Raw genomic sequence first — 25,010 nt, 5'->3', positions numbered from 1 at the left:
TGTTAACTATTCAATATAAATTGAAACGAATCGGTAGTTGAAAATAGTTGATTTAAATTCTGATAATAAGCATCGTAGGGGCGAAAAACATTCGCCCTGATATTCGGGCGTAAGATTTTACGCCCCTACAACTATACTGATATCAATATTTTCGAAAAATGTATGTCGTGTCGTTATACTCCATGATTAAATCGGAGCCATTCAGTTTCTCGATTTGAAATGACCTTGTGTTTTCATCCCAATCTACATATACTTCACGGGTTTTAAGCTCTATTTGAAGCGAATTTCCATCTTTGTTATATACCCCGAAACTTTCGACCGAGGTAGTTTCGGAAGTCAATAGTAAATGCCTGAATACCCCTTTCCTGAAACTATAAAAAACAGTATCGACAGGAATTGTCTGATCGTTGATTTTCTTTTCCCGCAATTGCCATTGTTTTTCTATTTCGGTGTATTCGTAATCTTCACAAGAAACGAAAAAACATGAACAGAAAGCCAAGATCAGCAAGTATATATATGGAGTATTTTTCATACTTTTTTTTAATTTATTATATCAAAGCCTGTATATGGAATCAAGGCGTTAGGTATGCGGATACCCTCTGGAGTTTGATTGTTTTCGAGAAGTGCAGCTACAATTCGTGGCAATGCTAAAGCACTACCGTTAAGCGTATGCACAAGCTGAGTTTTTTTGTCCTCACCTCTATATCTGCATTTGAGACGATTTGCCTGAAAACTCTCGAAGTTGGAAACGGAGCTAACCTCAAGCCAACGTTCCTGTGCTGCCGAATACACTTCGAAATCGAATGTCAGGGCAGATGTAAAACTCATATCTCCTCCGCACAAACGAAGAATACGCCAAGGCAATTCCAACTCTTCAACAAGCGATTGCACATAGTCGACCATTTCTTTCAGAGATTCGTAAGAATGTTCGGGAGTATCTATACGCACAATCTCAACCTTGTCAAATTGGTGCAGCCTGTTCAAGCCTCTTACATCTTTACCGTAAGAACCGGCTTCCCGGCGGAAACATGCCGAATATGCTGTGTTTTTTAAAGGTAAATCCTTTTCGTCCAGAATCACATCCCTGTATATATTTGTCACGGGAATTTCGGCGGTTGGAATAAGGTACAAGTCATCTATTGTGGCATGATACATTTGTCCTTCTTTGTCGGGTAAATTTCCTGTTCCATAACCGGAATCAGAATTAACCACATACGGAGGTTGTATTTCAAGATATCCCGCATCACGAGCTTTATCTAAGAAAAAGTTGATAAGCGAGCGTTGCAAGCGTGCCCCCTTACCTTTATATACGGGAAAACCTGCTCCTGCAATTTTTACACCCAGTTCAAAATCTATCAAATCGTATTTTTTCGCCAAATCCCAGTGGGGTAGGGCACCGTCTTCTAATTGAGGAATATTTCCGCCAGTGCGTTCCACTACATTATCGTTTGCCGTTCTACCCTCCGGAACTTCATCCGATGGGGCGTTAGGTATCTGAACCAACATTTCTTGCAGTTGGTTTTCTGCTTTTTTCAGTTGATCCTCAAGGGTTTTATTCTTTTCTTTAATTTCGGCAACCTGTTCTCTGGCTTGCTGAGCCTCGTCCTTTTTGCCGTCTTTCATTAAAATACCTATGGATTTCGATATACTGTTTATTTCCGATAAGCCTTTTTCCAACTTGGTTTGTAAACCTTTTCTATCTTTATCAGTCTCAATAATATTGTAGATAATCTCTTTAGCATCAAAATGTTTTTTTGACAATTTTTTGATTATCTCTTCGGGGTTGTCGTTAATGGCTTTTAGTGTCAGCATTTCTTTCTAAATTATTTTAGGTATTTTGATTGTACAAATTTAAACGAAATACAAAGTTATAGAATAAAATTTATAAAAAATAAAGACAGGAATCCGATTTTGAGAATAAATAAAGAGTTATTTATAAAAAAATGAAACGAAACGCCGTAAATTCAAGCAATTTGATAGAATTTGTTATTTTTGTAGACGAAATTATACGAACATAAAATGAAAAAATATTATATAATAGCCCTATTACTCTGTCTTTCTTTAAATTCCTTTTCTCAGGCATCTTCAGACAAACTGATTCGTAAAGGGGTTGGTATGCATGAACGGGGAAAATATAAGGAAGCTATCAGGTATTATGAAGAGGCATTGAAACTCAATTCTACATCAATGTCGGCAATATACGAAATGTCCTTGTCTTATTTATATTTGAAAGATTATGACAATGCCCTCAAATACAGTACAAAGGTTATCAACGCCAATTATCAACTCCTAATTATTGACGCATATTGCGTTAAAAGTACGGCGTTGTCCGAATTAGGGCAAGAAGACCAGGCCATTAAGTTGTTGAATGAAGCTATTTCGAAGTATAAAGATGAATATCTGTTGCATTACAATTTAGGATATAGCTATTTTAAACAAGGAAATTATGAACTCGCTATAAATAACCTAAGGAAAGCAATAGAGATAGACCCCACTCATCCCGATACATTTTTGCTGTACGCATACTCCTTAAATGATACGAATAAATGGGTTGAAAGCTTTTTGTCATTTCACTTTTTCCTTCTGCTTGAACCAAATACAGAACGCTCGAAAGATGCTTTCGGGGAAATGTATGATCTGATTAATCAGACAATAGACGAAAATTCTCCCGGTCTGGAAATGGAAGAAGGCATTGATCGCCAAAAATTATATGCTTATATTCAGCGCATTAAACCTGTTGATGATGATCCGGAATCTAAATATCGCTTTTTTGAACAAGTATCTAAAAGTATATTCTTCACATTGGGGCAAATACAGAATGATACTCAATCGGGCCCTATCTGGGACTTTTTTGTGCCCATCTACTCCGAAATTTTAAACTCCGGTTACTTCGAAACCTATTGCCGGTATATCAGTGCATGTCACTCCCCCCAATCGTTGACCTGGTGGAATAATAATCATAAAAAGGTTGACAATTTCATCGCCTGGTTTGAAGATGGTCAGGGCGCTGAAGATGAAGAAGCCGATTTTGGTGACGACTCTGATCTGGACGACAACACGGAAGCCGTAGACGAAGATTAGACAGGTAAAATAAATATAGAAAACAAATAACCTTAATGTCTGGATTTGACGAAAAAATATTGATCGCCAATTTGCAAAATAAAGCAACAAGAAGAAGTGCTTTTGAAAAACTTGTGCAAGAATATAGCGAAAAACTATATTGGCAAATAAGAAAAATCGTCATGAACCATGACGACGCCAATGATGTTTTGCAAAATACATTTATAAAAGTTTGGACTAACCTCGAAAACTTCAGAGGCGAATCGAAATTGCAGACATGGTTCTATAAAATAGCTATAAATGAGGCAATTTCGTTCCTGAATAAGCAACGACAACATCAAAACATCCCTATTGATGACGATTCGTTTATGCAAAACAAATTGGAAAGCGATGTTTATTTTGACGGAGACGAAGCTCAGAAAAAACTACAACAAGCAGTGCTGACACTACCCGAAAAACAACGGATAGTATTCAATATGAAATATTTTGATGAAATGAAATATGAAGAAATGTCTGAGATTCTCGACACATCAGTTGGAGCCCTCAAAGCATCGTATCATCATGCAGTGAAAAAAATTGAAGATTTTTTATCTACATCAAATTAAACCTTTTATCAAATATTGAGTCTCAATAGTAGTGTTAATAGTAACTAGAAAAAGAACATTCTTTAAAATATCTCCATTATGTCTGGTTTAGATGAAATGAATAAAAAAAATCCGTTTAATGTGCCCGAAAATTATTTCGAAAAATTCAATGCGGAAATAATGTCACGGTTGCCGGATGAAAATAATACAGAAAAAAGGAATGTGACACCTCTTTGGAAAAAAATATTACCAATATCGGCTGTTGCAGCGGCTTTTGTCGGGGTCCTCGTCACTGTTGGATTTTTCAACAATAAGACAATCCAAAAAGATAAAGGTTTTGCAGAATCGGAATCTTCGGCAAACGAAACCATGATGGCTACAACATCATCGGCAAGCGAAGCTGACGATTTTTATCTTTTCTTGCAAGATGAAGCGAGAAACACATCATATTACGAAACTTTTGCAGAATAAGTAAACGATAAGAACATTTTGAGTATGAAAAGAATAGCAATAATAATACTAACCTTGACCGTGTTTTTCGGGGTAAATGCACAGCAACAACAAAGGCGTGGAAAATTTGACGTCGAGAAATTTAAAAAGGAAAGGATTGATTTCCTTGTAAAGGAAATTGGTTTGACAGATCAGGAATCGAAAGCCTTTATACCATTGTGTGATGAGTTGCTGACCAAAAAATTTGAAATAAACAGGGAGGCTAGAAGAAAAAACAGAGAGCTGAGACAAAAAGGTGCTAATGCCACAAACGTTGATTATGAAATGTATAATGAGTTGCAGGTCGATTGCAAAATAAAAGAAGCCGAATTGGATAAAGAATATTACAAAAAGATGAAAACAATATTGTCGGCCGAAAAAATACACAAATATCAAATGGCTGAAAAGCAATTTGTGAAAAAAATCGTAAATCAATCGAATAAATGATATAAAATTTAGCCTGTTTACATCTCTTTGATTGTTTTGAGTGTAAATAATTGACTATATTTTGAATAATTTGATAAAAGATTGCCCATAAAGTATTACATTTGTGGGCAATCTTTTATTTCATCATAACAATCTACTTCTATGACTTTAAGAATAGCTGTACAATCGAAAGGACGCCTGTTTGAGGAAACAATGGAATTACTCAAAGAAACAGGTATAAAACTGAATAACACAAAAAGAACATTATTGGTAAGGGCAAACGATTTTCCGGTGGAAGTCTTGTTCCTTAGGGATGATGATATCCCGCAAGCGGTGGCAACCGGAGTTACGGATGTTGGCATTGTTGGTGAAAATGAATTTGTAGAAAAAAACGAAGATGCGGAAGTCGCAAAACGATTAGGTTTTAGCAAATGCCGCTTGTCTCTGGCTATTCCTAAAGATATTGATTATAAAGACGTAAGCTGGTTTAATGATAAAAAAATAGCAACTTCATACCCTCACATATTATCAACATTTTTGAAAGATCAGAATATAACAGCCGAAATACACGAGATTACGGGTTCAGTGGAAATCTCTCCAAGTATTGGACTGTCTGAGGCAATCTTTGATATTGTGAGTTCCGGAGCCACGTTGGTTAGCAACAGACTGAAAGAGGTTGAAGTAGTTATGCGTTCGGAAGCCTTACTTATCAAAAATAAGAATCTTGAAGCAGAAAAATCGGCTATACTTGACGATCTTATTTTCAGAATTGATGCCGTTCAGACAGCATATAAAAAGAAATATATTATGCTGAATGCCCACGAGTCGAAATTGCAGGATATAATAGATCTTCTTCCCGGGATGAACAGTCCAACAGTAACACAATTGGCATCAAACGGATGGTGCTCGGTGCAATCGGTGATTGAAGAAAAAAGATTCTGGGAAATAATTACCAAACTCAAAGCATTAGGAGCAGAAGGTATATTAATTCTCCCCATAGAAAAAATGATTTTATAGAAAATTATAAGGAGCAATGGAGCACATATCAGAAAAAAAATCTATATTTGCAACCATTATTTGTGGATAGATTTGTCTGCTTGCAACCACACGAAAAAATGCTAAAAAACATTACTTCATAATAGTAGTTCTTGAAAGACAAATCCACTTCACGTCAATAATAAACTTAATATTCATCATTTAATTATTTTAATATAATGAGTTATTTATTTACGTCGGAGTCCGTTTCGGAAGGGCATCCCGATAAAGTGGCAGATCAAATTTCAGATGCATTATTGGACGAGTTTCTGGCTTATGACCCAAAATCGAAAGTTGCATGCGAAACTCTGGTAACTACCGGACAGGTTGTTTTGGCCGGTGAGGTTAAATCGGAAGCATACATTGACGTGCAAGATGTAGCACGCAAAGTTATTGAGCGTATTGGCTATACAAAAAGCGAATATCAGTTCGAAGCTAAATCGTGTGGCGTATTATCGGCTATTCACGAACAATCGGACGACATAAACAGAGGAGTAGACCAAAAAGCCGACCCAATGGATCAAGGTGCCGGCGATCAGGGTATGATGTTTGGTTACGCAACAAACGAAACCGACAACTATATGCCTTTGGCGCTCGACCTTTCACACGCCTTGTTGTTGGAACTTGCAGCAATACGCAAAAATGAAATCGAGTTGATGCCATATTTGCGCCCGGATGCAAAATCTCAGGTAACAATAGAATATGATGACAATGGAAACCCTTTGCGTATCGACACAATTGTGATTTCTACTCAGCACGACGATTTTGGAACAGACGAAGATATGCAGTCTAAAATACGTGAAGATGTTATTAATATTCTGATTCCTAGGGTTAAAGCAAAATATAAATTCAGAGATGATATTGTAAAATTGTTCAATGACAAAATCATCTATCACGTAAATCCGACGGGAAAATTCGTTATCGGAGGTCCTCACGGAGATACAGGCCTTACGGGACGTAAAATCATTGTAGACACATACGGTGGAAAAGGTGCTCACGGAGGAGGAGCTTTCTCAGGAAAAGACCCTTCAAAAGTTGACCGTTCGGCAGCTTATGCTTCTCGCCATATCGCTAAAAACCTTGTGGCAGCAGGAGTTTCTCCCGAAGTTTTGGTACAAGTATCTTACGCAATCGGGGTAGCTAAACCGATGAATATTTACATAAATACGTACGGGAAAAGCAATGTGAATATGACCGACGGGGAAATAGCTAAAAAAGTAGAAGCTATTTTTGATATGCGCCCCAAAGCTATTGAAGAAAGATTGAAACTAAGAAACCCAATCTATTCCGAAACAGCAGCTTATGGCCACATGGGACGTCAGCCCGAAACAGTTACAAAAGAATTCAAATCAAGATACTCCCCAACTCCTGTTGTTAAGGAAGTTGAACTATTCACCTGGGAGAAACTCGATTTTGTGGATATCGTAAAAAAAGAATTTGGCATCTAGGGTAAATTCTTATAAATAAAAAGATATCAGGATTGTAAAGATTTATTACTTTTGCAGTCCTGATATTTTCTTTCATATCTCTGTCTTTTTATAAAAATTGTATTGATGTATCAAGACCCGGTCGATAATAAAAACAATGATTCGTTGCCATCACTTCCTGTTCAAACGGAAAGTGAAATAGATGTATTGCCCGATTCCCAGACAACAGTACAACATAAATCTGATAGTGTAACAGCAAGAAAAAGCACTGAAAATTTTGATGTTATAGAAGACCAACAAGCAAACAGGTCAGATTCTCTATATGTTCAATACGACTATCTGGGCGAAGGTTCTAAAATCCTATCCCTACGTAATAAGGATTGGGAATATGCAGATTTGCACACATCTTCAAGCCCAACATCAACAGAAGTGGGATATCCGGGAATAAAACGCCCTTTTTCTTTCGAGAAGGTCGACGGTTTTCTCACTATATTTCTTGTTTGTTTAGTGTGTTTCGCTATAAAATTCAGATCCGGATTTACTTTATTCAAAGGAAATAATCTGAGTCACTTGCTACAAGGCCGTTCCGAATCACATTTATATTCAGAAACCACCACATCCGAAATGTGGAGCAATATATTTCTCTTTTTGCAAACAATGTTCATGGTAAGCATTGTTATGTTCGTGTTTTTTTCAGACAATGATAAGTCGTTAGGGTCTGACATACTTGAAGATAGTATTCCCATAATATTCCTTTTTGCGGGAGCATTATCCTTGTTTTTTTTCGCTAAATATTTGTTATATAACTTTATCGGATATGCCTTTAATTGCCGAAATGCAATAGGGAATTTTATCCATCTTTATGTAGGTGTAATCTTTGTTTTGGGCATCTTTTTGTTTATTCCGGCATTATTCTTAATCTATTCTGCTCAATATCACGTTTTTGTGTTAATTGTTGCTCTTATCTTGTTTGTTTTGCAACGTTTGCTTATTTTTTATCATATAATTACCTTTTTTTTACAACAAAATGTCAATATTTTGTTTTTGATTGTCTACCTTTGCAGTGTCGAAATTTTACCCTATATATTGTTATACCAAGGGTTGAATTATATATATGAACAGGATATAATTAGCAGGATATTATGAGTGTCAAGATTAAAAAAGTTTTAATATCACAACCAAAACCAGCGACCGAAAAATCCCCTTACTTTGATATAGCCGAAAAATATAATCTGACAATGGATTTTCGCCAATTCATAAAGGTGGAAGGTCTGGATGCCAAAGAATTCAGGCAACAAAGAATAAATATACAGGATTATACGGCAATCGTATTCACAGCCAAACTGGCAATAGACCATTTCTTCTCATTGTGCGAAGAATTGAGGATAACAATGCCTGAATCGATGAAATATTTTTGTATCTCAGAGTCTGTTGCTCTCTACTTGCAAAAATATATCGTATATAGAAAAAGGAAAATCTTTTTCAGCACAACCGGTAAGATGGAGGGATTAGCCTCTCCGTTGACAAAGCATAATAAGGAAAAATTTCTCGTGCCTGTTTCTGATGTTCATAATGATGATATTACAGCCATATTGGACGAGAAAAAGGTTGACTATACAAAGGCTATAATGTATCGCACGGTAAGTACAGAAATACCGGGAGAATATATATCATCATACGATATGATCGTATTTTTCAGTCCGTTAGGCATTGTTTCATTATTTAAAAATTCTCCTGACTTTGAGCAAGGTGATATTTATATCGGCTGCTTTGGTGCCACAACAGCAAAGGCCATAAAAGACGCAGGACTCAGGCTTGACTGCGAGGCTCCGCAACCCGGATTCCCGTCAATGACTGCTGCTCTGGATGCGTTTATAAAAGAAAATCATAAAAAGAAGTAGCTTACTATAAACAAGATATTTGACAAGCTTAATTCTTCCAAAAAGAGTTGAGCTTATTTTTTCTGTATATGAATAATGAAATTTTAGACAAGGAGCTAGGACACATTGTTTTTGTAGAGAGCAGTAGAGCTAAACGGCTGATTGCTCGGAAGATGCCTGATTATATCAAGGTTACTATCCCAGATGGATATAGTATAAAAAAAGCAATGAAACTATTGATTGAGTTGAAGCCTAAATTGCTGACTCTGAAAGCTAAAGATATACCTCAATTCTATGTTGGCGTTGAATTCAAAACTCTCACTTTTGTACTGAAACTTGAAACCAACAACTCTTTGCTAAATTATTATATGAATCTAAAAGATGGTGTCTTGTCTATAACATGCCCTCTAAAAACGGATTTTAAAGCAGAAGAGACACAAGGACTTGTCCGCCACATGATAGAAAAAGCCTTGCGATACGAGGCAAAACGAATATTCCCCGCCAAAGTGGCTCAAATTGCAGAAGCATATAATTTCCAATTTACGGAAGTAAAAATAAACAAAAGCAAAACCAGGTGGGGGAGTTGTTCTTCGAAAAAGAACATAAACCTGTCTTGTATATGCATGTTATTGCCCGAATATCTAATCGATTTTATAATTAAGCACGAACTTTGCCATACCATAGAAATGAATCATAGCGATAAGTTCTGGACTCTGTTAGATTCGGTTTCTAACAATGAAGCAAGAAAGCTAACCAAAGAATTGAAGGAATATAAAATATATTGGTAAAAAAACGGGGCAAAATTTAAATCTTGCCCCGTCTGTATTTATCTCATAACTTCTATTTATTGCTTGCCGCTTGTGGCCACTGTCGAATTTATCTTTTTCACAAGACCTTGCAAAACTGATCCGGGTCCAAGTTCCACAAATTCAGTTGCTCCGTCGGCGATCATGTGTTCTACCGATTGAGTCCATTTCACGGGAGCAGTTAATTGAGCGATCAAATTCTTCCTGATCGTTTCCGGCTCTGTTTCTGCCACTGTCGATACATTCTGATAAATCGGGCAGATTGGCTTTTCAAATTTAGTTTCATTGATAGCCTTTTCCAATTCTTCTTTAGCAGGATTCATCAATGGAGAATGGAATGCACCGCCAACACTAAGCTTCAATGCTCTTTTAGCACCGGCTTCTTTCAGCAATTCGCAAGCCTTATCTATGCCGGCATTTGTTCCCGAAATTACGATTTGCCCCGGGCAATTATAGTTGGCAGGAACAACCGTTTCATCTGTAATTGAGGCACATATCTCTTCCACTTTAGCATCGGGCAAACCAAGTATCGCAGCCATTGTAGACGGATTCATTTCGCATGCTTTTTGCATAGCCAAAGCCCTTTTGTAGACAAGAGTCAAACCATCTTCAAACGACAATCCGTTTGCTGTCACCAATGCGGAAAACTCGCCCAACGAATGGCCTGCAACCATATCGGGGTTGAATTCACTGCCCAATGTTTTTGCTAAAATCACAGAATGAAGAAAAATAGCAGGTTGAGTCACTTTTGTCTGACGTAAATCTTCATCCGTACCGTTAAACATTAAGTCCGTGATGCGGAATCCAAGAATAGTGTTTGCTTTTTCGAATAATTCTTTTGCTATGTCTGATGTTTCATACAAGTCTTTACCCATTCCTACAAATTGGGCTCCTTGTCCAGGAAAAACAAATGCTTTCATTTTATTATTTATGTTTTGATAAGTTTTTATTCAGTTTCGATATTGTTATGTACATCTTTTTCAAATTCGAGTATAATATCGTTTATTTCCAACTGTCCGTTTTCGTCCAGATGAGAAGCAAATTCGTTAAGCCACTCAATACTATCAACTTGACTTTGATTCTCTAAAATTATATGCGCTTTTTCCAGAACTGCAGATATCGGCATATAACCTCTTGTCCGTAAGAAATGAGGATCGGTAATCGACAGATTTTTGTATACAATTGCAAGCCTGTCTAATTGTTCAAAAGCTAAATTATGCTGCTCAGTCTCGGACAATGCTGTAAGAGTATAGAAAATCATGTGGGCAATCGGCATATTTTCACGCTTGCCTTTTTGTTGATAAAGGCTGATTGCATCTTCCAAAGTTTCCAGTCCTTTTTCCGGTTCATTATTGAGTATCTGTGTCATACACAGATTAAACACATAATCGGAGTTGTTGGTATCCTTGCACAATTCCTGAAAATAAAGGCTTGCATTGCCATAATCTTCAATTCTCGAATAAGACAAAGCCAATGTTCTTATCAAATCAGCTTTTTTATCTTTCGAAACCTGATCTAAAATCTCCTTTGCTTCGGAAATTACTTTCTCGTAATCTTTTTCAGTAAAATATGCATCAATCTCTTTCAATTTGAGACTGATAGGATCATTCTCCTTGTTTTTGTTCTTCCCAAAAAGACTTTTGAACATGTTGAAAATTCTTTAGTTTATTGATAACTAAGCTTAAGTAGTGATAGATCTGCTACCTTATTTCGTTTTTTCTATCCACTTTCTCGCATTAATAAATGCTTCTATCCAAGGCGTAACATCATCTTTACGATATTCGAACGGATAATAAGCACATTGCCAGGGGAATAGAGAACGTTCCAAGTGTGGCATTATAGCCAGATGGCGACCATCTTTCGAGCAAACTCCGGCTGTATTATAATCTGAACCATTCGGATTGCCCGGATAACCATCATAAATATATTTAGCTACAAAATTGTACTCCGATTCGGCCTTTGGCAAACGGAAACGACCTTCGCCATGAGCAACCCAAATACCTAACGTACTACCCGATAGCGAGCCGAACATCACCGATTCGTTTTGAGGAATTTCCACACTGACAAAACTTGATTCAAATTTGTGTGAAATATTATGATCCATTTTAGGCTTTTCGTCATGTTCCGGATAAACCAATCCTAATTCCATCATCAACTGGCAACCGTTACATACTCCAAGGCTCAATGTATCTTGGCGGGCATAAAAGTTATCCAATGCTTTCTTCGCCTTTTCGTTGTACATGAAACTTCCGGCCCATCCTTTAGCAGAACCCATTACATCCGAATTTGAGAATCCTCCACAGAAAACAATCAGATTTATATCTTCCAATGTTTCTCTGCCCGAAGCTAAGTCAGTCATGTGTACGTCTTTAACATCAAATCCGGCAAGATAAAGGGAATACGCCATTTCCCGTTCTCCATTTGTACCTTTTTCCCTGATTATGGCGGCTTTTATTCCCGACGCTCCTGTTCTGTTCGGAGTAATATCCAAGCTGGAAAAACGACCGCTAAATTTAGGATTTATATTGAATTTTAAAGGTTGTTTCTTATAATTATCGAAACGTTCTTTTGCTAAATTTTCTCCACTTTGTTTCTTGTCGAGCAAGTATGAAGATTCGTACCAAACATCACGCAACTCGTCAATATTGAACTCTTTAGCGAAAGAATCTTTTTGAATAATCAACTTACGTTCTTCGATAGGACGTGCCACGATAGCATAACCAAGTCCGAAGTCTTCAAGTATTTTTTCAACAAGGTGATGATGTTTCACCTGAATCAAAATACCCGGATTTTCGGAGAACAGGATTTTAATAAGATCGGAGTGATGCAATTTGTCCAATCTGGCTTCCAATCCTCCCTGAGGGTTTGCAAAACACATCTCGAGCATTGCGGTTATCAATCCTCCGGCCGATATATCGTGCCCTGCGAGGATAAGTCCCCTGTCTATTAACTCTTGAACAGCCGCAAAAGCGTTCTTGAAATATTCGGTGTCTTTTACTGTCGGAACTTCTTCCCCTAATTTGCCAAGTGTTTGTGCAAATGCCGAACCTCCAAGTTTCAATGAGTCGAAAGAAAAATCTATATAATAAAGGTATGTACCTTTTATATATGCCAATACGGGCGATACTATTTTTCGGATATTTTTCACCTCCGAAGCGGCTGAAATAATAACCGTTCCCGGCGAATAAACTTTCTCTTCGCCATACTTCTGGGTCATAGACAACGAGTCTTTACCCGTAGGGATATTGATACCTAACTCGCAGGCAAAATTAGAACATGCTTCCACCGCATTATACAAACGTGCATCTTCTCCGGGATTTTTACATGGCCACATCCAGTTGGCACTCAACGAAACACCCTGCAATCCTCCTTCCAATGGAGCGAAGACAATATTTGTTAAAGCCTCTGCGATTGATATAACTGATCCGGCTTCGGGATCAATCATAGCCACTTGAGGCGCATGCCCGATGGAAGTAGCTATACCTGCACGGCCTTTGTAGTCTAAAGCCACTGCACCCAAGTCGCTCAGAGGTAATTGTATCTCTCCCTGAGTCTGTTGGCGTGCAACTTTTCCTGTAACCGACCGGTCGACTTTGTTTGTTAACCAGTCTTTACAAGCAACAGCTTCCAATTGAAGTACATTTTTAATGTATTCATCCAGTTTTGAAAGATCGTAATCAGTATTACTGTATGTTTCCTCAATAGTATTATCTCGCATGATTGTTTTTGGTGCTTTTCCGAAGAAATCTTCCAAACTCAAATCAATAGGGCGTTTACCATCTTTTTGTTCGAAAACAAATTTCATATCGTTAGTCGTTTCTCCAACAACATACATTGGAGAACGTTCCCGTTCTGCTATTCGTTCTATCATTTCCGCAGCATCGGAAGGAATAAGCATACCCATTCTCTCCTGACTTTCGTTTCCTATAATTTCTTTCGATGATAGGGTAGGGTCGCCAACGGGAAGTTTATCAACCTCGATAATTCCGCCTGTATGCTCAACAAGTTCCGAAAGGCAGTTCAGGTGACCTCCTGCGCCATGATCGTGAATAGATACGATCGGATTATTGTCCGATTCGGTCAATGTGCGGATAACGTTCGAAGCACGTTTTTGCATTTCGGGGTTAGCACGTTGAACGGCATTCAGTTCAATACCACTCGAATATTGACCTGTATCGACCGAAGATACGGCTCCTCCGCCCATGCCTATGCGGTAATTGTCGCCTCCCAGAATTACAACATCCTCTCCGGCGACGGGTTCGCCTTTCAATGCGTCACGCTTATTGGCAAAACCGACACCTCCGGCAAGCATAATAACTTTATCGTAAGCAAATTTTTTCTGATTTTCCTGATGTTCAAAGGTTAATACCGAACCGCAAATAAGAGGTTGACCAAACTTATTTCCGAAGTCTGATGCACCATTCGATGCTTTTATCAGGATTTCTTCGGGAGTCTGATACAGCCACTTTCTTTCGTCCATGTTTTGCTCCCATGTTCTTCCCTCTTTTGTGCGAGGATAAGAGGTCATATATACGGCAGTTCCGGCAATGGGTAACGAACCTTTTCCCCCACCCAGACGGTCACGGATTTCACCACCCGAACCGGTTGCAGCACCGTTGAATGGTTCTACGGTTGTGGGGAAGTTATGAGTTTCCGCTTTAAGCGATATAACAGATTTAATTTGTTTGGTCTTATAATAGTCCGGTTTATCTCCGCTGGCAGGAGCAAATTGTTCAATTTCAGGACCATCGCTAAAGGCAACATTATCTTTGTAGGCAGATATTAGCCTGTTCGGATTTTGCTGCGATGTTTTCTTTATAAGTTTAAACAGTGTACTTTCCTTTTCCACTCCGTCAATTATGAAAGTACCGTTGAATATTTTGTGGCGGCAATGTTCCGAGTTCACCTGAGAAAAACCAAAAACCTCACTGTCAGTTAGTTTTCTTTCTAGTTTTTTGCTCAGGCCATTTAGATATTCTATTTCGTCTTCACTCAGTGCCAATCCTTCCTTTTCATTGTAGGCTGCAATATCTGCAATTTCGACAATAGGTTCCGGAGTTTTATTTATTGTGAAAATTTCCTGATTCAGTCCGTTATAATTTTCTTGAAGCATCGGGTCGAACTTAGCGTCTTTTTCGGAAAGAAAATATTCCTCGATACGAACAATGCCTTCAACACCCATATTTTGAGTGATTTCAACAGCATTCGTACTCCAAGGAGTAATCATTTCTTTACGAGGACCAACGAAACAACCGTCCAATTGTGTTTCTGCAAGCATTGTAGCCCCGCTAAACAGCCATGTAAGTTTTTCGACATCAGATGAATTAAGAGAAGTTTTTGTTTGAACTGCAATAATGTTTTTTGCAGAAGTTTGGAAGAAAGCAACCATCATTTTTTATGTGTTATTTTATTTTTTTAAAATACGCACGCAAAGTTAGTGAAAAGTATCATAAATAAAGAATAAAAATGATGGTTATGGGATTAAAATGAAAGTAAAAATCTCTCAGTGTTGTTGGCACATACTGAGAGATTCTTTTTTCTGTTTCTAGTCTTGTATTTTTATGGCAATCATATTGTCTTCTCCCCACAGACCTTGGGCAAAACGTATAAATTTAAGATTTTCAAGTGGCTTTGATGTTCCACTTACCAACTCCATTGTAACAGTATATGTTTTGGTTGAATTGGTTTGATTGTCAAGGGTAATACCTCCACCGATTAAAGAAAAATCAGCTTTTAGACCTACTGCGCCTGAAATATGACATCGTTGAACAATATCTGTAGTTACAGGACAATTTTCAGTACCTACAGGAATCACTCCATCTGTAAAACTGGATCTTACAAAGTATGATATTTCATTTAGTTTATTAAATTTAACTAGAAAGGAGCCATGTATCCACCACTTACCGGGAGGTAGAGTTATCGTTGTTCCAGTACTTACTCCCTTTTTTTCTATGGAAATTGAATCTAATGAAAGACTCCATACTGGCAAAACAGTCTGTATACCGTTTGCAGCCCAACTGCCATTACCATTAGCATCAGAGGTTAGTATTTTCCCGTTTCCTTGCGTTCCGTCCTGCAAACGGAAACCTGTTCCTGCTGTTGCAGCCTTTATGTCAACTTTGGTCTGAGGGCTGTTTGTTCCTACTCCAATTCGACCTTGTGTGTCCACTACCACATCGTCCGAAAAGTTCGTGTTTCCACTCGTGTTTCTTTGCCCGTCGATGTGGAAGATTCCCTGAGGGTTTTCTGTGTTTACTCCGACCTGTGCTTTTAGCGTCGTAACAGCTAAAAACATAAATAAAATCAAAATGTTCTTTTTCATAATTTTTGTTATTTGTTGAGTTCTGCTTTTTTATTAATGTGTTGAATTTTAAGATACTGCCTCTCTGTCACTTGTAGAGTGACGGAATGATGGTTATATGGCTGAAAAAGAATATTTTACAAAAGGAATAAAACAGAAAACGAACTTTTAGTGAAACACGAAAAAAACACTAACGATGAAATGACAGATGATTTCTTATAAACGGCTTATAAATAAGTAATTACGATTGTTAATTTGAAAATATAGCAAAAATTACTGTAAAACTTTAGTTAAACATGTTGTTACACAAACACTTAAAAACAAAAAATATGGAGTTCGGAAAAATGCGACCGATAGAATTCATAGCTGTGGATATAGGTCAGGAGTATGATTTGGGACAAAACAAAAACAGTATAATAATGGTGGTGCACGGAAGTGCAAATATCTTATCTACAATTTATCAGAATAGCAAGATCAAAACAAAAGACATGTTTTTCCTGCCCTCCGATTGTGATGCTAAGATAGAATCTGCGGAAAAATGTTTGTTGATTTGTATAAACTTAACTGACGAATTGAATATGTTTTTCTATCTGTGTTCCAATAAATTGCAATCAGATGTTGCACACAAAAACAGCATAGAGGTATTGACCATGAATGACATGGTTTTCAGCTACGCACTTTCTTTACAAAGTTATCGGATAAAGAATATCAACGACAACTATCTCTGGCATTTGAAGGTAAAAGAACTGGATTATCTGCTCAAAATATCCTGTTCGCAAGAAGAACTACAGGCTTTTCTCAGAATGGACTGGAGCAATGATTTTCTTTTTTCGGAGCAGGTGCATACTTATCTGCCGGAAGTTCGTTCTGTGCGTCAACTGGCTGAGAAGATGAATTATAGCTACTCGGGGTTTAACAAGCGTTTCAGACGGGTATTCAATATGTCGGCATACAATTGGGTGAGAAATCACAAGGCAAAACAGGTGTATCAGGACATTTGCCAAACAAACAAAAGCCTGAAAGAGATAAGCACAAATTATAATTTTGCCACCTTATCTCATTTCAATGAATTTTGCCACAAAAATCTGGGGTGTTCTCCATCCGAAATCAGAAGAAAAAACAGAACTAAACAATATCTATAAAAAAAGAAACTCCGTCACTCTACAAGTGACAGAGCCTTTTCAGTGTCTCAGTATCAGTGTACAAAGGTATTATTTTTTTTACATAAATAATATAAAGTAAGGCTTTATAACATTCTTTAAATAAATAAGTATAAGCTAACGGCCATTATCAACATTCCGCTAATCAACCCCATTATAGAGATGTGGTGCTTTCCATATTTTTCGGCACTGGGCAGCAATTCATCCAATGATATGAATACCATGATTCCGGCTACTGCTGCCAGAACAATACCGCTTACGGCCGGACTCCAAAACTGCAAGAGGAACAAATAGGCTATCAATGCCCCAAAGGGTTCTGCCAAACCCGACAAGAACGAATACCAAAAAGCCTTTTTTCGGCTTCCCGTCGCATGATAGATGGGCACAGCCACGGCAATTCCTTCCGGTATATTGTGTATGGCGATGGCAACAGTGATAGGGATAGCAACATCCAGAGAGCCTAGAGCCGATGTAAAAGTGGCAATGCCTTCCGGAAAGTTATGTATAGCTATGGATATGGCAACAAACAAACCTGTTCGTTTCAGGGTGTTTTTTTCATTTTTCATGTCTTCCACACCTGTAATTTCGTGAGGGTTGACTGCTGTTTCAGGAATGGCAAAATCAATCAGATTAATGAAAGCTATACCTCCAAAGAAAGCCAGAATCATATACAGTGTGGCAGGTTTTTCGCCAAACACATCTGTCAATTGGGTTAATGCGCCGGGCATCATTTCCATGAATGAAACATATATCATCACTCCTGCCGAAAATCCGAGAGATGCGCACAAGAATTTTGTATTGGTGTGCTTTGCCACCAATGCTATAAGGCTGCCTATACCGGTCGACAATCCGGCAATCGCAGTCAATATAAATGCAAAAAATATATGTTGACCCTCCATGATTAAGCAAAGATAGTGAAATAAATCTTGAAAAATAAAGGAATGTTAATCTTCTACTTCCATTCCGAAAACGTTTCGCAGAATGGTTTTCGATTTGTCTGACAATCGTGGCGGACTCCATCCGGTCAGGCTTAAGCCACTGGGAGACATTAGAGTTCCGGCTGTTGACACCAAATGAAAATGACCTCCCATATACACAGGAACATACGATCCGGGCGGGATGAGATTTGCCGGTATTTTACTGGAATAAGTGTAAACGTGTTTGTCTATTTTATACTTATCCACATCCGTATTGTTTAGTACCGACTTTGCTTTCATGTTGTTGTAAGCATCCAGATATTTGTTTTCCAACACGCTGTTTTGAGGTTTCAGTTGTTGCTTAAAGAGATCGGCGCCCTGATTATTGAACGGATTTACTGATTTTAACAACATTTTCTTCGATTCGTCGCTTATACCGATTTGCCCCGATAATGTGACGGAAAACGACAATATCAGGATATTAAAAATTGTGCAAATGTATCTGTTCGTATGGTTCATATAAGCGATTATGAACGGCAAATCTACCTCAAATAAATGTTCTGCATCTGTTTGTAATGTTAATATAGACTAACATAAAGGTCTTTTAAAATATATTCTATAAAATTTTCTATATTCGCAAAAATAATGTGAAATATAACTGATGATCCACTTTTTCAATCCGGGACATGAAACTGCTGTCTTAAACGAATCTCAATATTATATGGCTCCTGCCAATGTTGTGGCAATGCAACAAGAGCTGGCACTTCTTCCGGCATGGTATGCCTCTGATTCTGATTGGGTTTTCGTGTGGAATGAAGACGATAAACGGTATTGCGATTCAATCTTCAATCTTTTCGACCGTAAAATAAATGTGTTTTCAGAAAAAGATATTCCCCTATATCACCACGAGTTAAAATGTCAGGAGGTTATTTTATGGGGCGTTTCGCCTCAGGCTATATTTTTTTGGGAACAATTGTCTGAAAAATACTCATTGGATTTGAATATCCCGAAATGGGATAGGAATTACAGGCACTTGTGCAGCAGAAATTTTGCCAACCTCATTCTGAAAGAAATTATCGAAAAAACGGGAGGCGATAACTTTATAATCCCTAGGTTTGTATCAAGCCTTTCGGAAGTAGAAAATATACTTTCTTCAGAACACGGGCGTTTTCTGGCTAAGGCTCCGTATTCTTCGTCGGGCAGAGGTTTACTTTGGTTGCCCGAAATAGAGTTGACCCGCACCGAGAGGCAAATATTGACAGGAATGTTAAAAAAACAGGGAGAGGTAAGTATCGAACCCGTTTTGAACAAGAAAATGGATTTTGCCATGGAGTTTATGGTGACCGAAAACGTTGTCAATTTTGAGGGATATTCGGTCTTTTCCACTAATAACAAAGGAGCGTATATCGGTAATATTGTTGATTGTCAGTCCGAATTGGAGAGAAAATTAACCGCTTATGTGGATAAAAGTATATTTGATAACATAAAGCATATTTTAATAGAACTTCTACAAAAATACGTTTCTGCATATTATCAGGGTTGCATAGGTGTGGATATGATGATCATAGAAAAAGACGGGAAATATCTGGTGCACCCTTGCCTTGAGGTGAATATGAGATACAATATGGGGTATCTTTCCCTGAAGCTATTTGAAAATTATATAGGTGCGGATTCTAATGCCTTTTTTCAGATAGATTTCAGCCTGAAAAAGGATGAAATTCTGAAAAAACATCAGGAAATGTCGGAAAATATGCCACTAAATGTCAGAAAAAGTCGAATAACGGAGGGTTACTTGTCACTTTGTCCGATAACAGAAAACAGCAAATATCACGCTTATATGATTGTCAGGAAAAGAGAGGACAACTATTCGCCCGAAGCCTGATTGGAAAAGTAGTAGACCTTGACATCGTGAAAAACCGAATCCCTGTTTCCTGCCATGTCCATACATTTTATAACCATCTTGTAGTCACCCGTAATGATAGGCAAGTCTTTTCTAAGTGCATCTATCGTTATGGTATCTGTAATGGAGGTGATTGAAATGAAACCGGATAGATCGGCCTCTTTTTTTCCGAACAGATCCTTGCTGCCAAAAGAAGCCTGATACACCATATACACGCTGTCGCCTTTCTCATTCAATCTTCCACCCGATTCATTTTGTTGATCTATTCTGATGAAAATGGAAGAAAGTCCGTCGTTGTCTGACATCTTTATGTTGAACAGATTGTTTGGATAATTTACATATACAGTATCCTGATTTCCAACGCTGAACCCCACTATTTTTGGCGGCGTGTTATCGTCACCCACCTCATCGCTATTGCACGCCAACATGAATATTGACAGAATAGCCAATACTAACGATATATATTTGTTGCTAAAACGCTTCATTTATTATCCAATGTTTTAATTGAGTCCATTTTTTCCACTTCCGACAAATTATACGGAGTTTCTTGATACAAGTAATAGTTTATCCAGTTGTTAAACAACAGGTTACCATGACCAGTCCATCGCGAAATAGGTTTCTGATCGGGGTCGTCGTGTTTGTAGTAATGTTTAGGCATCACTATATCCAAACCTTTTTCTTTATCCCTAACATACTCGTTATGAAGCGTGTATAATGAATATTCGGAATGTCCCGTCACATAAAATTCACGCCCTCCTCGTCCTATAACTATATAAACTCCAGCTTCTTCCGATTCGGATAGCAGCTTCAATTCGGGATGTTTCTCAATATCTTCTTTCCTAATTTCCGTATGACGGCTATGCGGGGCATAAAATTCGTCGTCAAACCCCCTGAACAGAGGATAGTTGCGATCGTTTATCGTATGCTTGAAAACCCCGAACATCTTTTCCGGAAGATTATGTTTCGGAATCCCATAGAAACGATACAGCGCAGCTTGCGCAGCCCAACATATATAGAATGTGGACGTAACGTGCTTACGTGCCCAATCGAATATTTCAGACAATTCGTTCCAATAGTTAACATCCTCATAATTCAGATGTTCAACCGGAGCACCTGTTATTATCATTCCATCATAATTCTCTTTTTTTATTTCGTCAAATTCCTTGTAGAACGTTAGCATGTGCTCTTCGGGAGTATGCTTCGATTGATGGGTAGACAATTTTACCAAGCTAAGGTCTATTTGCAACGGAGTGTTCGACAACAAGCGCACCAAATCTGTTTCCGTGGCTATTTTCATCGGCATCAGATTCAACACCACCACCTTTAGCGGTCTGATATCCTGACTACTAGCTCGCAATTGGCTCATTACAAATATATTCTCTTTTTTCAAGAGTTCTATTGCTGGTAAATTATCTGGTAATGTAACAGGCATTAATTTATTCTCCTTTCTTTGTGTTGAAAGCACAAAGGTAGTGTTTTTTTAGAAATGCAGTATAATCCGAAGAATTGAACCGTTAGAAATTTGATAATAGAAAAAATGTCTGAAAAAGCATCTAATCATTCTGCAATTTCGTATAAAATACTGTGTTATGAACTAAAAATGTGTATTGTTTGCTAATAAAATGATATTTTTAACCGAATAACGACATTTTTTTTCATATTTTTATGCGCCAGTTATATTCCGTGAATAAAATCAGCAGTAGATACTGTACGGCTAATGCAACGAAGTGTTTAATATAATCGGCTAAAAATAAATCACATATAATATTTTCAATATAAAATTTAATCTAATTATAAACTAATAAATATCTTTTTTATGTTTAAAAATCATCCTAAGGGTTTGTTAGCCGCCTCGTTATCGAATATGGGAGAGCGTTTTGGCTTCTATATCATGATGGCTATCCTTTTACTGTTCCTGAATTATAAATTCGGGTTTGAGGGGTCTACGGGTTCTCTCATCTATTCGGTTTTCTATGCACTCATTTATCTGCTAGCCTTGGTGGGAGGTGTGATTGCCGATAAAACAAAAAAATACAAACAGACTATCCTTGTCGGTTTAGTATTAATGACCGTAGGATATGTAATATTGGCTATTCCTACCGACACACCGGTTAGCAATATGCCTCTTATTTTGACAATTACATGCCTGGGACTTTTTTCAATAGCTTTTGGCAACGGACTGTTTAAGGGTAATCTGCAAGCAGTAGTAGGGCAATTGTACGACGATCCTAAATATGCCGATAAGCGTGAAACAGGATTTCAGATATTCTATATGTTCATCAATATAGGAGCAATGGTGGCTCCCCTTATTGCTGTGGGATTAAGAAACTGGTGGGTGCAAAGCAACGGTTTTGCCTTCAATGCCGACCTTCCCGGATTGTGTAATCAATGGCTTGCCGGAAAAATGACTCCGGAGGCTTCAGCTCGTTTTGCCGAATTGGCTAAGGAAGTGGGAAATACTTCGTCCAATTTGACGGAATTTGCCAATAGCTATTTGGATGTTTTTTTGACAGGCTATCACTATTCTTTCGGGATAGCAATAGTTGCTATGCTGATATCGTTGGTGGTATTTATTGTAAATAAAAAAGGACTGCCCGATCCGGCTGCGAAAAAACTGGATAAAGCCGAAGCTGCAAAGGTTGTAGAAATGGATGCTCAGGAAGTAAAACAAAGGCTATATGCTCTTTTTGCAGTATTTGCGGTAGTAATATTCTTTTGGTTCTCGTTCCATCAAAATGGTCAAACATTAACCTTGTTTGCAAATGATTATACACGAATGCTGAAACTTGATTTAGGTTTCACTACTCTCGAAGGGGCGGAGCTTTTTCAAATGTTTAATCCTTTGTTCGTAGTATGTCTTACTCCTTTTGTAATCGCATTTTTTGGTTGGCTCAAAGCTAAAGGAATAGAACTTTCTACCCCAAAGAAAATAGCCGTGGGAATGGGTATTGCGGCTTTCGCCTTTATTGTGATGGCCGTAGGGTCTATGAATCTTCCTTCAGATGCTGAAAGAAGCGCAGCAGGTGGTTTGCCAGACGCGTTGCGGGTTACTCCATTCTTATTGATCGGGACATATTTGATATTAACCATAGCCGAACTATTTATCAGTCCGTTGGGAATTGCCTTTGTATCGAAGGTTGCACCACCTCAGTATCAGGGTATTATGCAAGGATGTTGGCTCGGTGCTACAGCCTTGGGAAATCAGTTGCTATTTATCGGTGTGATCCTTTACAAGAGTATTCCAATATGGGCAACATGGACGGTGTTTGTTGTGGCTTGTTGTATTTCAATGTTCACAATGCTCATTATGATGAAGTGGCTCGAACGAGTTACGAAGTAACTTTTATATCTGAAAATTGACACGAAAAAAGGTCATTTAAACTCGACATATCATCTTTCGATGTGGGGATTTCTTATCTTGCGCCCAAGCAATGACAATATGAAGCCTGCCTATCGGAAGATGATATGTTGAATAAAAAAAGATCCTATTTTATTACTGATTCAATAAAATGAAGTCATCTAGACTTTTTAAATTATACTTAATTTTTTGGTTTTTGTCATGTTGAACGTAGTGAAACATCTAAAGAAACAGATCCTTCGATACTCTCAGGATGACAAAATTGAATAAAACGAAAAAGTCTAGACGGTTTCAATAAATAAAAACTTAGCAGAATGGATTTTCCTGATAACATAGACCTCACTCATCCCGGCAAATATATTTTGTCGATCAGGATAAAAAGAGATGGCTTGTCATTCATTATTTTCGAGCCCGGGGTTGGAAGTAGTTATAATTATAAGGAATTTCCGTTTTCGAAAGATGCGGATTTGACAGCTAGTGTACAGCAGATTATTTTCGATAACAACTACCTGACATACATGTACAAACAGGTGAATGTAGTGTATGTAACCCCTCTCTACGACCTGGTTCCTGAATATCTTTACGAGAAGAATCGCAAAAAGGAACTCTTCGATTTTGTGCATTATGGAAATGAGGGAAAGGTATTGACTGATGAAAAAACTATTGACAACAATTTTTTGCTGTATAGTTTTGATGAAGACGTGCATAAGTTTATGGCACGCAGCCTGTTCAACCCTCGTTTTTTTCATTATACGGGCATACTGATCCCATACTTCCGGGATAAGGCTAGAGTGGTGAATTCTGTTTCTCAGATTTACATAAATTTTTGTGGCGGAATGACAGATGTTTTTTGTTTTAGCAACTCACGGTTGAAACATGCTGTTACGTACACAGACACAAACGCCTCGGATGCAGTGTATTATATATTGAACATGTGGGAAAAGTGCGGATTTGACCAACTTGAAGACTTTTTGTTTTTGATTGGCAGTTCGACAGATAAATTCAGGATTGCAGCCGACCTGACTAAATATGTAAAAAATGTATCTATGCTGGGAATACCCAGCGAAGTGCAGTTTTTGGCAGAAGAAGCAAGAAATACCCCACTAGATTTATTACTTTTGTCGATATGAGAATCATTAGTGGAAAATATAAAGGCAAGAGACTGACCTTACCTAAAAATTTTAAAGCAAGACCTACAACCGATTTTGCGAAAGAAAACCTGTTTAATTCGCTCAGCAACTACATCAATTGGGAAGAAACCGTGGCACTCGATTTGTTTGGAGGAACGGGCAGCATCAGTTTCGAACTGGTGTCGAGAGGTTGTCCCCGTGTATGGTGCGTAGAGAAAGACCCATTAAACTTTTCTTTCATAGAAAAAACAAAGAAAGAACTGGGTGCAGATGAATTATACACCAATAAGATGGATGTATTTAAGTTTTTGTTGCTTACCCGTGAAAAATTCGACTTTGTTTTTGCCGACCCTCCCTACGATCTGAAGTTTTTGGCTGATGTACCGAAACAAGTTCTGGAAAAAGACATACTGAACGATAGAGCCTTGTTTGTAATGGAACATTCGAAAGACTACGACTTCTCTCACTTGCCATTTTTCAGTGAGAAACGTGTTTACGGCAGTGTCAATTTCAGTGTTTTCAAGAAAGGGTAAAAAA

24 protein-coding genes are annotated in these 25,010 nt (G+C 37.9%); 14 read left to right on the top strand and 10 right to left on the bottom strand.

The features are described from left to right. Positions 1-142: 142 nt before the first annotated feature. Together D0T56_RS05775 and serS are read right to left on the bottom strand one after the other, a co-directional pair. A complete protein-coding gene (locus tag D0T56_RS05775) occupies positions 143-532 on the bottom strand; it encodes a lipocalin-like domain-containing protein (protein ID WP_163319187.1) in 390 nt (129 codons plus the stop codon). Between the two features lie 8 nt (positions 533-540). Beyond that, positions 541-1,812, bottom strand: coding sequence for a serine--tRNA ligase (gene serS / locus D0T56_RS05770; RefSeq protein ID WP_163319186.1), 1,272 nt, complete (start codon positions 1,810-1,812; stop codon positions 541-543). Between the two features lie 207 nt (positions 1,813-2,019). Here serS and D0T56_RS05765 point away from each other — a divergent pair, with 207 nt between their 5' ends. From D0T56_RS05765 to D0T56_RS05725, 9 genes are all read left to right on the top strand, one after another. Beyond that, positions 2,020-3,081, top strand: a complete 1,062-nt coding sequence (locus D0T56_RS05765; RefSeq protein ID WP_163319185.1) for a tetratricopeptide repeat protein — start codon at positions 2,020-2,022, stop codon at positions 3,079-3,081. Positions 3,082-3,116: 35 nt separating this feature from the next. Beyond that, positions 3,117-3,665: an RNA polymerase sigma factor gene (locus tag D0T56_RS05760; RefSeq protein WP_163319184.1), complete on the top strand. Its 549-nt coding sequence runs from the start codon at positions 3,117-3,119 to the stop codon at positions 3,663-3,665. Between the two features lie 78 nt (positions 3,666-3,743). Further along, complete coding sequence (locus D0T56_RS05755; protein WP_185153839.1) at positions 3,744-4,115, top strand: hypothetical protein; 372 nt, start codon at positions 3,744-3,746, stop codon at positions 4,113-4,115. 24 nt (positions 4,116-4,139) lie between these two features. After that, positions 4,140-4,580: a hypothetical protein gene (locus D0T56_RS05750; RefSeq protein ID WP_163319183.1), complete on the top strand. Its 441-nt coding sequence runs from the start codon at positions 4,140-4,142 to the stop codon at positions 4,578-4,580. A 141-nt stretch (positions 4,581-4,721) separates the two neighbouring features. Continuing rightward, positions 4,722-5,576: an ATP phosphoribosyltransferase gene (hisG, locus tag D0T56_RS05745; RefSeq protein WP_163319182.1), complete on the top strand. Its 855-nt coding sequence runs from the start codon at positions 4,722-4,724 to the stop codon at positions 5,574-5,576. 197 nt (positions 5,577-5,773) lie between these two features. Further along, positions 5,774-7,042, top strand: coding sequence for a methionine adenosyltransferase (gene metK / locus D0T56_RS05740; RefSeq protein WP_163319181.1), 1,269 nt, complete (start codon positions 5,774-5,776; stop codon positions 7,040-7,042). Positions 7,043-7,147: 105 nt separating this feature from the next. After that, a complete protein-coding gene (locus tag D0T56_RS05735; RefSeq protein ID WP_163319180.1) occupies positions 7,148-8,167 on the top strand; it encodes a DUF4271 domain-containing protein in 1,020 nt (339 codons plus the stop codon). Further along, positions 8,164-8,922: a uroporphyrinogen-III synthase gene (locus D0T56_RS05730; RefSeq protein ID WP_163319179.1), complete on the top strand. Its 759-nt coding sequence runs from the start codon at positions 8,164-8,166 to the stop codon at positions 8,920-8,922. Before D0T56_RS05735 ends, D0T56_RS05730 begins: the two co-directional genes overlap by 4 nt. Positions 8,923-8,990: 68 nt before the next feature. After that, complete coding sequence (locus D0T56_RS05725; protein WP_163319178.1) at positions 8,991-9,689, top strand: M48 family metallopeptidase; 699 nt, start codon at positions 8,991-8,993, stop codon at positions 9,687-9,689. Between the two features lie 56 nt (positions 9,690-9,745). Here D0T56_RS05725 and fabD read toward each other — a convergent pair whose 3' ends face one another. From fabD to D0T56_RS05705, 4 genes are all read right to left on the bottom strand, one after another. Beyond that, complete coding sequence (gene fabD, locus D0T56_RS05720) at positions 9,746-10,627, bottom strand: ACP S-malonyltransferase (protein WP_163319177.1); 882 nt, start codon at positions 10,625-10,627, stop codon at positions 9,746-9,748. A 26-nt stretch (positions 10,628-10,653) separates the two neighbouring features. Further along, complete coding sequence (locus tag D0T56_RS05715) at positions 10,654-11,355, bottom strand: tol-pal system YbgF family protein (protein WP_163319176.1); 702 nt, start codon at positions 11,353-11,355, stop codon at positions 10,654-10,656. A gap of 57 nt (positions 11,356-11,412) precedes the next feature. Next, the gene (gene purL, locus D0T56_RS05710) at positions 11,413-15,096 is read right to left on the bottom strand and encodes a phosphoribosylformylglycinamidine synthase (RefSeq protein ID WP_163319207.1); all 3,684 of its coding nucleotides are present in this window, start codon (positions 15,094-15,096) and stop codon (positions 11,413-11,415) included. 156 nt (positions 15,097-15,252) lie between these two features. Beyond that, positions 15,253-16,029: a hypothetical protein gene (locus D0T56_RS05705; protein WP_163319175.1), complete on the bottom strand. Its 777-nt coding sequence runs from the start codon at positions 16,027-16,029 to the stop codon at positions 15,253-15,255. Between the two features lie 308 nt (positions 16,030-16,337). On the opposite strand from D0T56_RS05705, the gene D0T56_RS05700 reads away from it, so the two are divergent. Continuing rightward, complete coding sequence (locus D0T56_RS05700) at positions 16,338-17,150, top strand: AraC family transcriptional regulator (protein WP_163319174.1); 813 nt, start codon at positions 16,338-16,340, stop codon at positions 17,148-17,150. A 116-nt stretch (positions 17,151-17,266) separates the two neighbouring features. Here D0T56_RS05700 and zupT read toward each other — a convergent pair whose 3' ends face one another. Both zupT and D0T56_RS05690 read right to left on the bottom strand, forming a co-directional pair. Next, entirely contained in the window at positions 17,267-18,067 is an 801-nt protein-coding gene (zupT, locus tag D0T56_RS05695) for a zinc transporter ZupT (RefSeq protein ID WP_163319173.1), read from the bottom strand. A gap of 45 nt (positions 18,068-18,112) precedes the next feature. Beyond that, positions 18,113-18,604 (bottom strand): hypothetical protein, encoded by a 492-nt coding sequence (locus D0T56_RS05690; protein ID WP_163319172.1) that lies wholly within the window; start codon positions 18,602-18,604, stop codon positions 18,113-18,115. Positions 18,605-18,746: 142 nt separating this feature from the next. On the opposite strand from D0T56_RS05690, the gene D0T56_RS05685 reads away from it, so the two are divergent. Then, on the top strand, positions 18,747-19,967 hold the full coding sequence (locus D0T56_RS05685; protein WP_163319171.1) for a hypothetical protein: 1,221 nt from the start codon (positions 18,747-18,749) through the stop codon (positions 19,965-19,967). Here the strand turns inward: D0T56_RS05685 and D0T56_RS05680 are convergent. Together D0T56_RS05680 and metA are read right to left on the bottom strand one after the other, a co-directional pair. After that, positions 19,949-20,470, bottom strand: coding sequence for a DUF4625 domain-containing protein (locus D0T56_RS05680; protein ID WP_163319170.1), 522 nt, complete (start codon positions 20,468-20,470; stop codon positions 19,949-19,951). The genes D0T56_RS05685 and D0T56_RS05680 overlap by 19 nt on opposite strands. Continuing rightward, positions 20,467-21,417 carry a homoserine O-succinyltransferase gene (gene metA / locus D0T56_RS05675; RefSeq protein WP_163319169.1) on the bottom strand — a complete coding sequence of 317 codons (951 nt, stop codon included), beginning with the start codon at positions 21,415-21,417 and terminating at the stop codon, positions 20,467-20,469. Before metA ends, D0T56_RS05680 begins: the two co-directional genes overlap by 4 nt. A 384-nt stretch (positions 21,418-21,801) precedes the next feature. Here metA and D0T56_RS05670 point away from each other — a divergent pair, with 384 nt between their 5' ends. The 3 genes from D0T56_RS05670 to D0T56_RS05660 all read left to right on the top strand — a co-directional run bounded on the left by D0T56_RS05670 (position 21,802) and on the right by D0T56_RS05660 (position 25,006). Then, the gene (locus D0T56_RS05670; protein WP_163319168.1) at positions 21,802-23,325 is read left to right on the top strand and encodes a peptide MFS transporter; all 1,524 of its coding nucleotides are present in this window, start codon (positions 21,802-21,804) and stop codon (positions 23,323-23,325) included. 332 nt (positions 23,326-23,657) lie between these two features. Beyond that, complete coding sequence (locus D0T56_RS05665) at positions 23,658-24,473, top strand: DUF3822 family protein (RefSeq protein WP_163319167.1); 816 nt, start codon at positions 23,658-23,660, stop codon at positions 24,471-24,473. Continuing rightward, complete coding sequence (locus D0T56_RS05660) at positions 24,470-25,006, top strand: RsmD family RNA methyltransferase (RefSeq protein ID WP_163319166.1); 537 nt, start codon at positions 24,470-24,472, stop codon at positions 25,004-25,006. The genes D0T56_RS05665 and D0T56_RS05660 overlap by 4 nt, the downstream gene beginning before the upstream one ends. The last annotated feature ends 4 nt before the right edge of the window (positions 25,007-25,010 follow it).

Source organism: Dysgonomonas sp. 520, assembly GCF_010501095.1.
Taxonomy (GTDB): Bacteria; Bacteroidota; Bacteroidia; order Bacteroidales; family Dysgonomonadaceae; genus QVMP01.
This window is presented reverse-complemented; position numbering and strand designations above follow the sequence as displayed.

Excerpts from the sequence above, each read along its gene's own strand:
- D0T56_RS05775 (WP_163319187.1), bottom strand. The coding sequence starts at position 532 with ATGAAAAATACTCCATATATATACTTGCTGATCTTGGCTTTCTGTTCA.
- serS (WP_163319186.1), bottom strand. The coding sequence starts at position 1,812 with ATGCTGACACTAAAAGCCATTAACGACAACCCCGAAGAGATAATCAAA.
- D0T56_RS05765 (WP_163319185.1), top strand. The coding sequence starts at position 2,020 with ATGAAAAAATATTATATAATAGCCCTATTACTCTGTCTTTCTTTAAAT.
- D0T56_RS05760 (WP_163319184.1), top strand. The coding sequence starts at position 3,117 with ATGTCTGGATTTGACGAAAAAATATTGATCGCCAATTTGCAAAATAAA.
- D0T56_RS05755 (WP_185153839.1), top strand. The coding sequence starts at position 3,744 with ATGTCTGGTTTAGATGAAATGAATAAAAAAAATCCGTTTAATGTGCCC.
- D0T56_RS05750 (WP_163319183.1), top strand. The coding sequence starts at position 4,140 with ATGAAAAGAATAGCAATAATAATACTAACCTTGACCGTGTTTTTCGGG.
- hisG (WP_163319182.1), top strand. The coding sequence starts at position 4,722 with ATGACTTTAAGAATAGCTGTACAATCGAAAGGACGCCTGTTTGAGGAA.
- metK (WP_163319181.1), top strand. The coding sequence starts at position 5,774 with ATGAGTTATTTATTTACGTCGGAGTCCGTTTCGGAAGGGCATCCCGAT.
- D0T56_RS05735 (WP_163319180.1), top strand. The coding sequence starts at position 7,148 with ATGTATCAAGACCCGGTCGATAATAAAAACAATGATTCGTTGCCATCA.
- D0T56_RS05730 (WP_163319179.1), top strand. The coding sequence starts at position 8,164 with ATGAGTGTCAAGATTAAAAAAGTTTTAATATCACAACCAAAACCAGCG.
- D0T56_RS05725 (WP_163319178.1), top strand. The coding sequence starts at position 8,991 with ATGAATAATGAAATTTTAGACAAGGAGCTAGGACACATTGTTTTTGTA.
- fabD (WP_163319177.1), bottom strand. The coding sequence starts at position 10,627 with ATGAAAGCATTTGTTTTTCCTGGACAAGGAGCCCAATTTGTAGGAATG.
- D0T56_RS05715 (WP_163319176.1), bottom strand. The coding sequence starts at position 11,355 with ATGTTCAAAAGTCTTTTTGGGAAGAACAAAAACAAGGAGAATGATCCT.
- purL (WP_163319207.1), bottom strand. The coding sequence starts at position 15,096 with ATGGTTGCTTTCTTCCAAACTTCTGCAAAAAACATTATTGCAGTTCAA.
- D0T56_RS05705 (WP_163319175.1), bottom strand. The coding sequence starts at position 16,029 with ATGAAAAAGAACATTTTGATTTTATTTATGTTTTTAGCTGTTACGACG.
- D0T56_RS05700 (WP_163319174.1), top strand. The coding sequence starts at position 16,338 with ATGGAGTTCGGAAAAATGCGACCGATAGAATTCATAGCTGTGGATATA.
- zupT (WP_163319173.1), bottom strand. The coding sequence starts at position 18,067 with ATGGAGGGTCAACATATATTTTTTGCATTTATATTGACTGCGATTGCC.
- D0T56_RS05690 (WP_163319172.1), bottom strand. The coding sequence starts at position 18,604 with ATGAACCATACGAACAGATACATTTGCACAATTTTTAATATCCTGATA.
- D0T56_RS05685 (WP_163319171.1), top strand. The coding sequence starts at position 18,747 with ATGATCCACTTTTTCAATCCGGGACATGAAACTGCTGTCTTAAACGAA.
- D0T56_RS05680 (WP_163319170.1), bottom strand. The coding sequence starts at position 20,470 with ATGAAGCGTTTTAGCAACAAATATATATCGTTAGTATTGGCTATTCTG.
- metA (WP_163319169.1), bottom strand. The coding sequence starts at position 21,417 with ATGCCTGTTACATTACCAGATAATTTACCAGCAATAGAACTCTTGAAA.
- D0T56_RS05670 (WP_163319168.1), top strand. The coding sequence starts at position 21,802 with ATGTTTAAAAATCATCCTAAGGGTTTGTTAGCCGCCTCGTTATCGAAT.
- D0T56_RS05665 (WP_163319167.1), top strand. The coding sequence starts at position 23,658 with ATGGATTTTCCTGATAACATAGACCTCACTCATCCCGGCAAATATATT.
- D0T56_RS05660 (WP_163319166.1), top strand. The coding sequence starts at position 24,470 with ATGAGAATCATTAGTGGAAAATATAAAGGCAAGAGACTGACCTTACCT.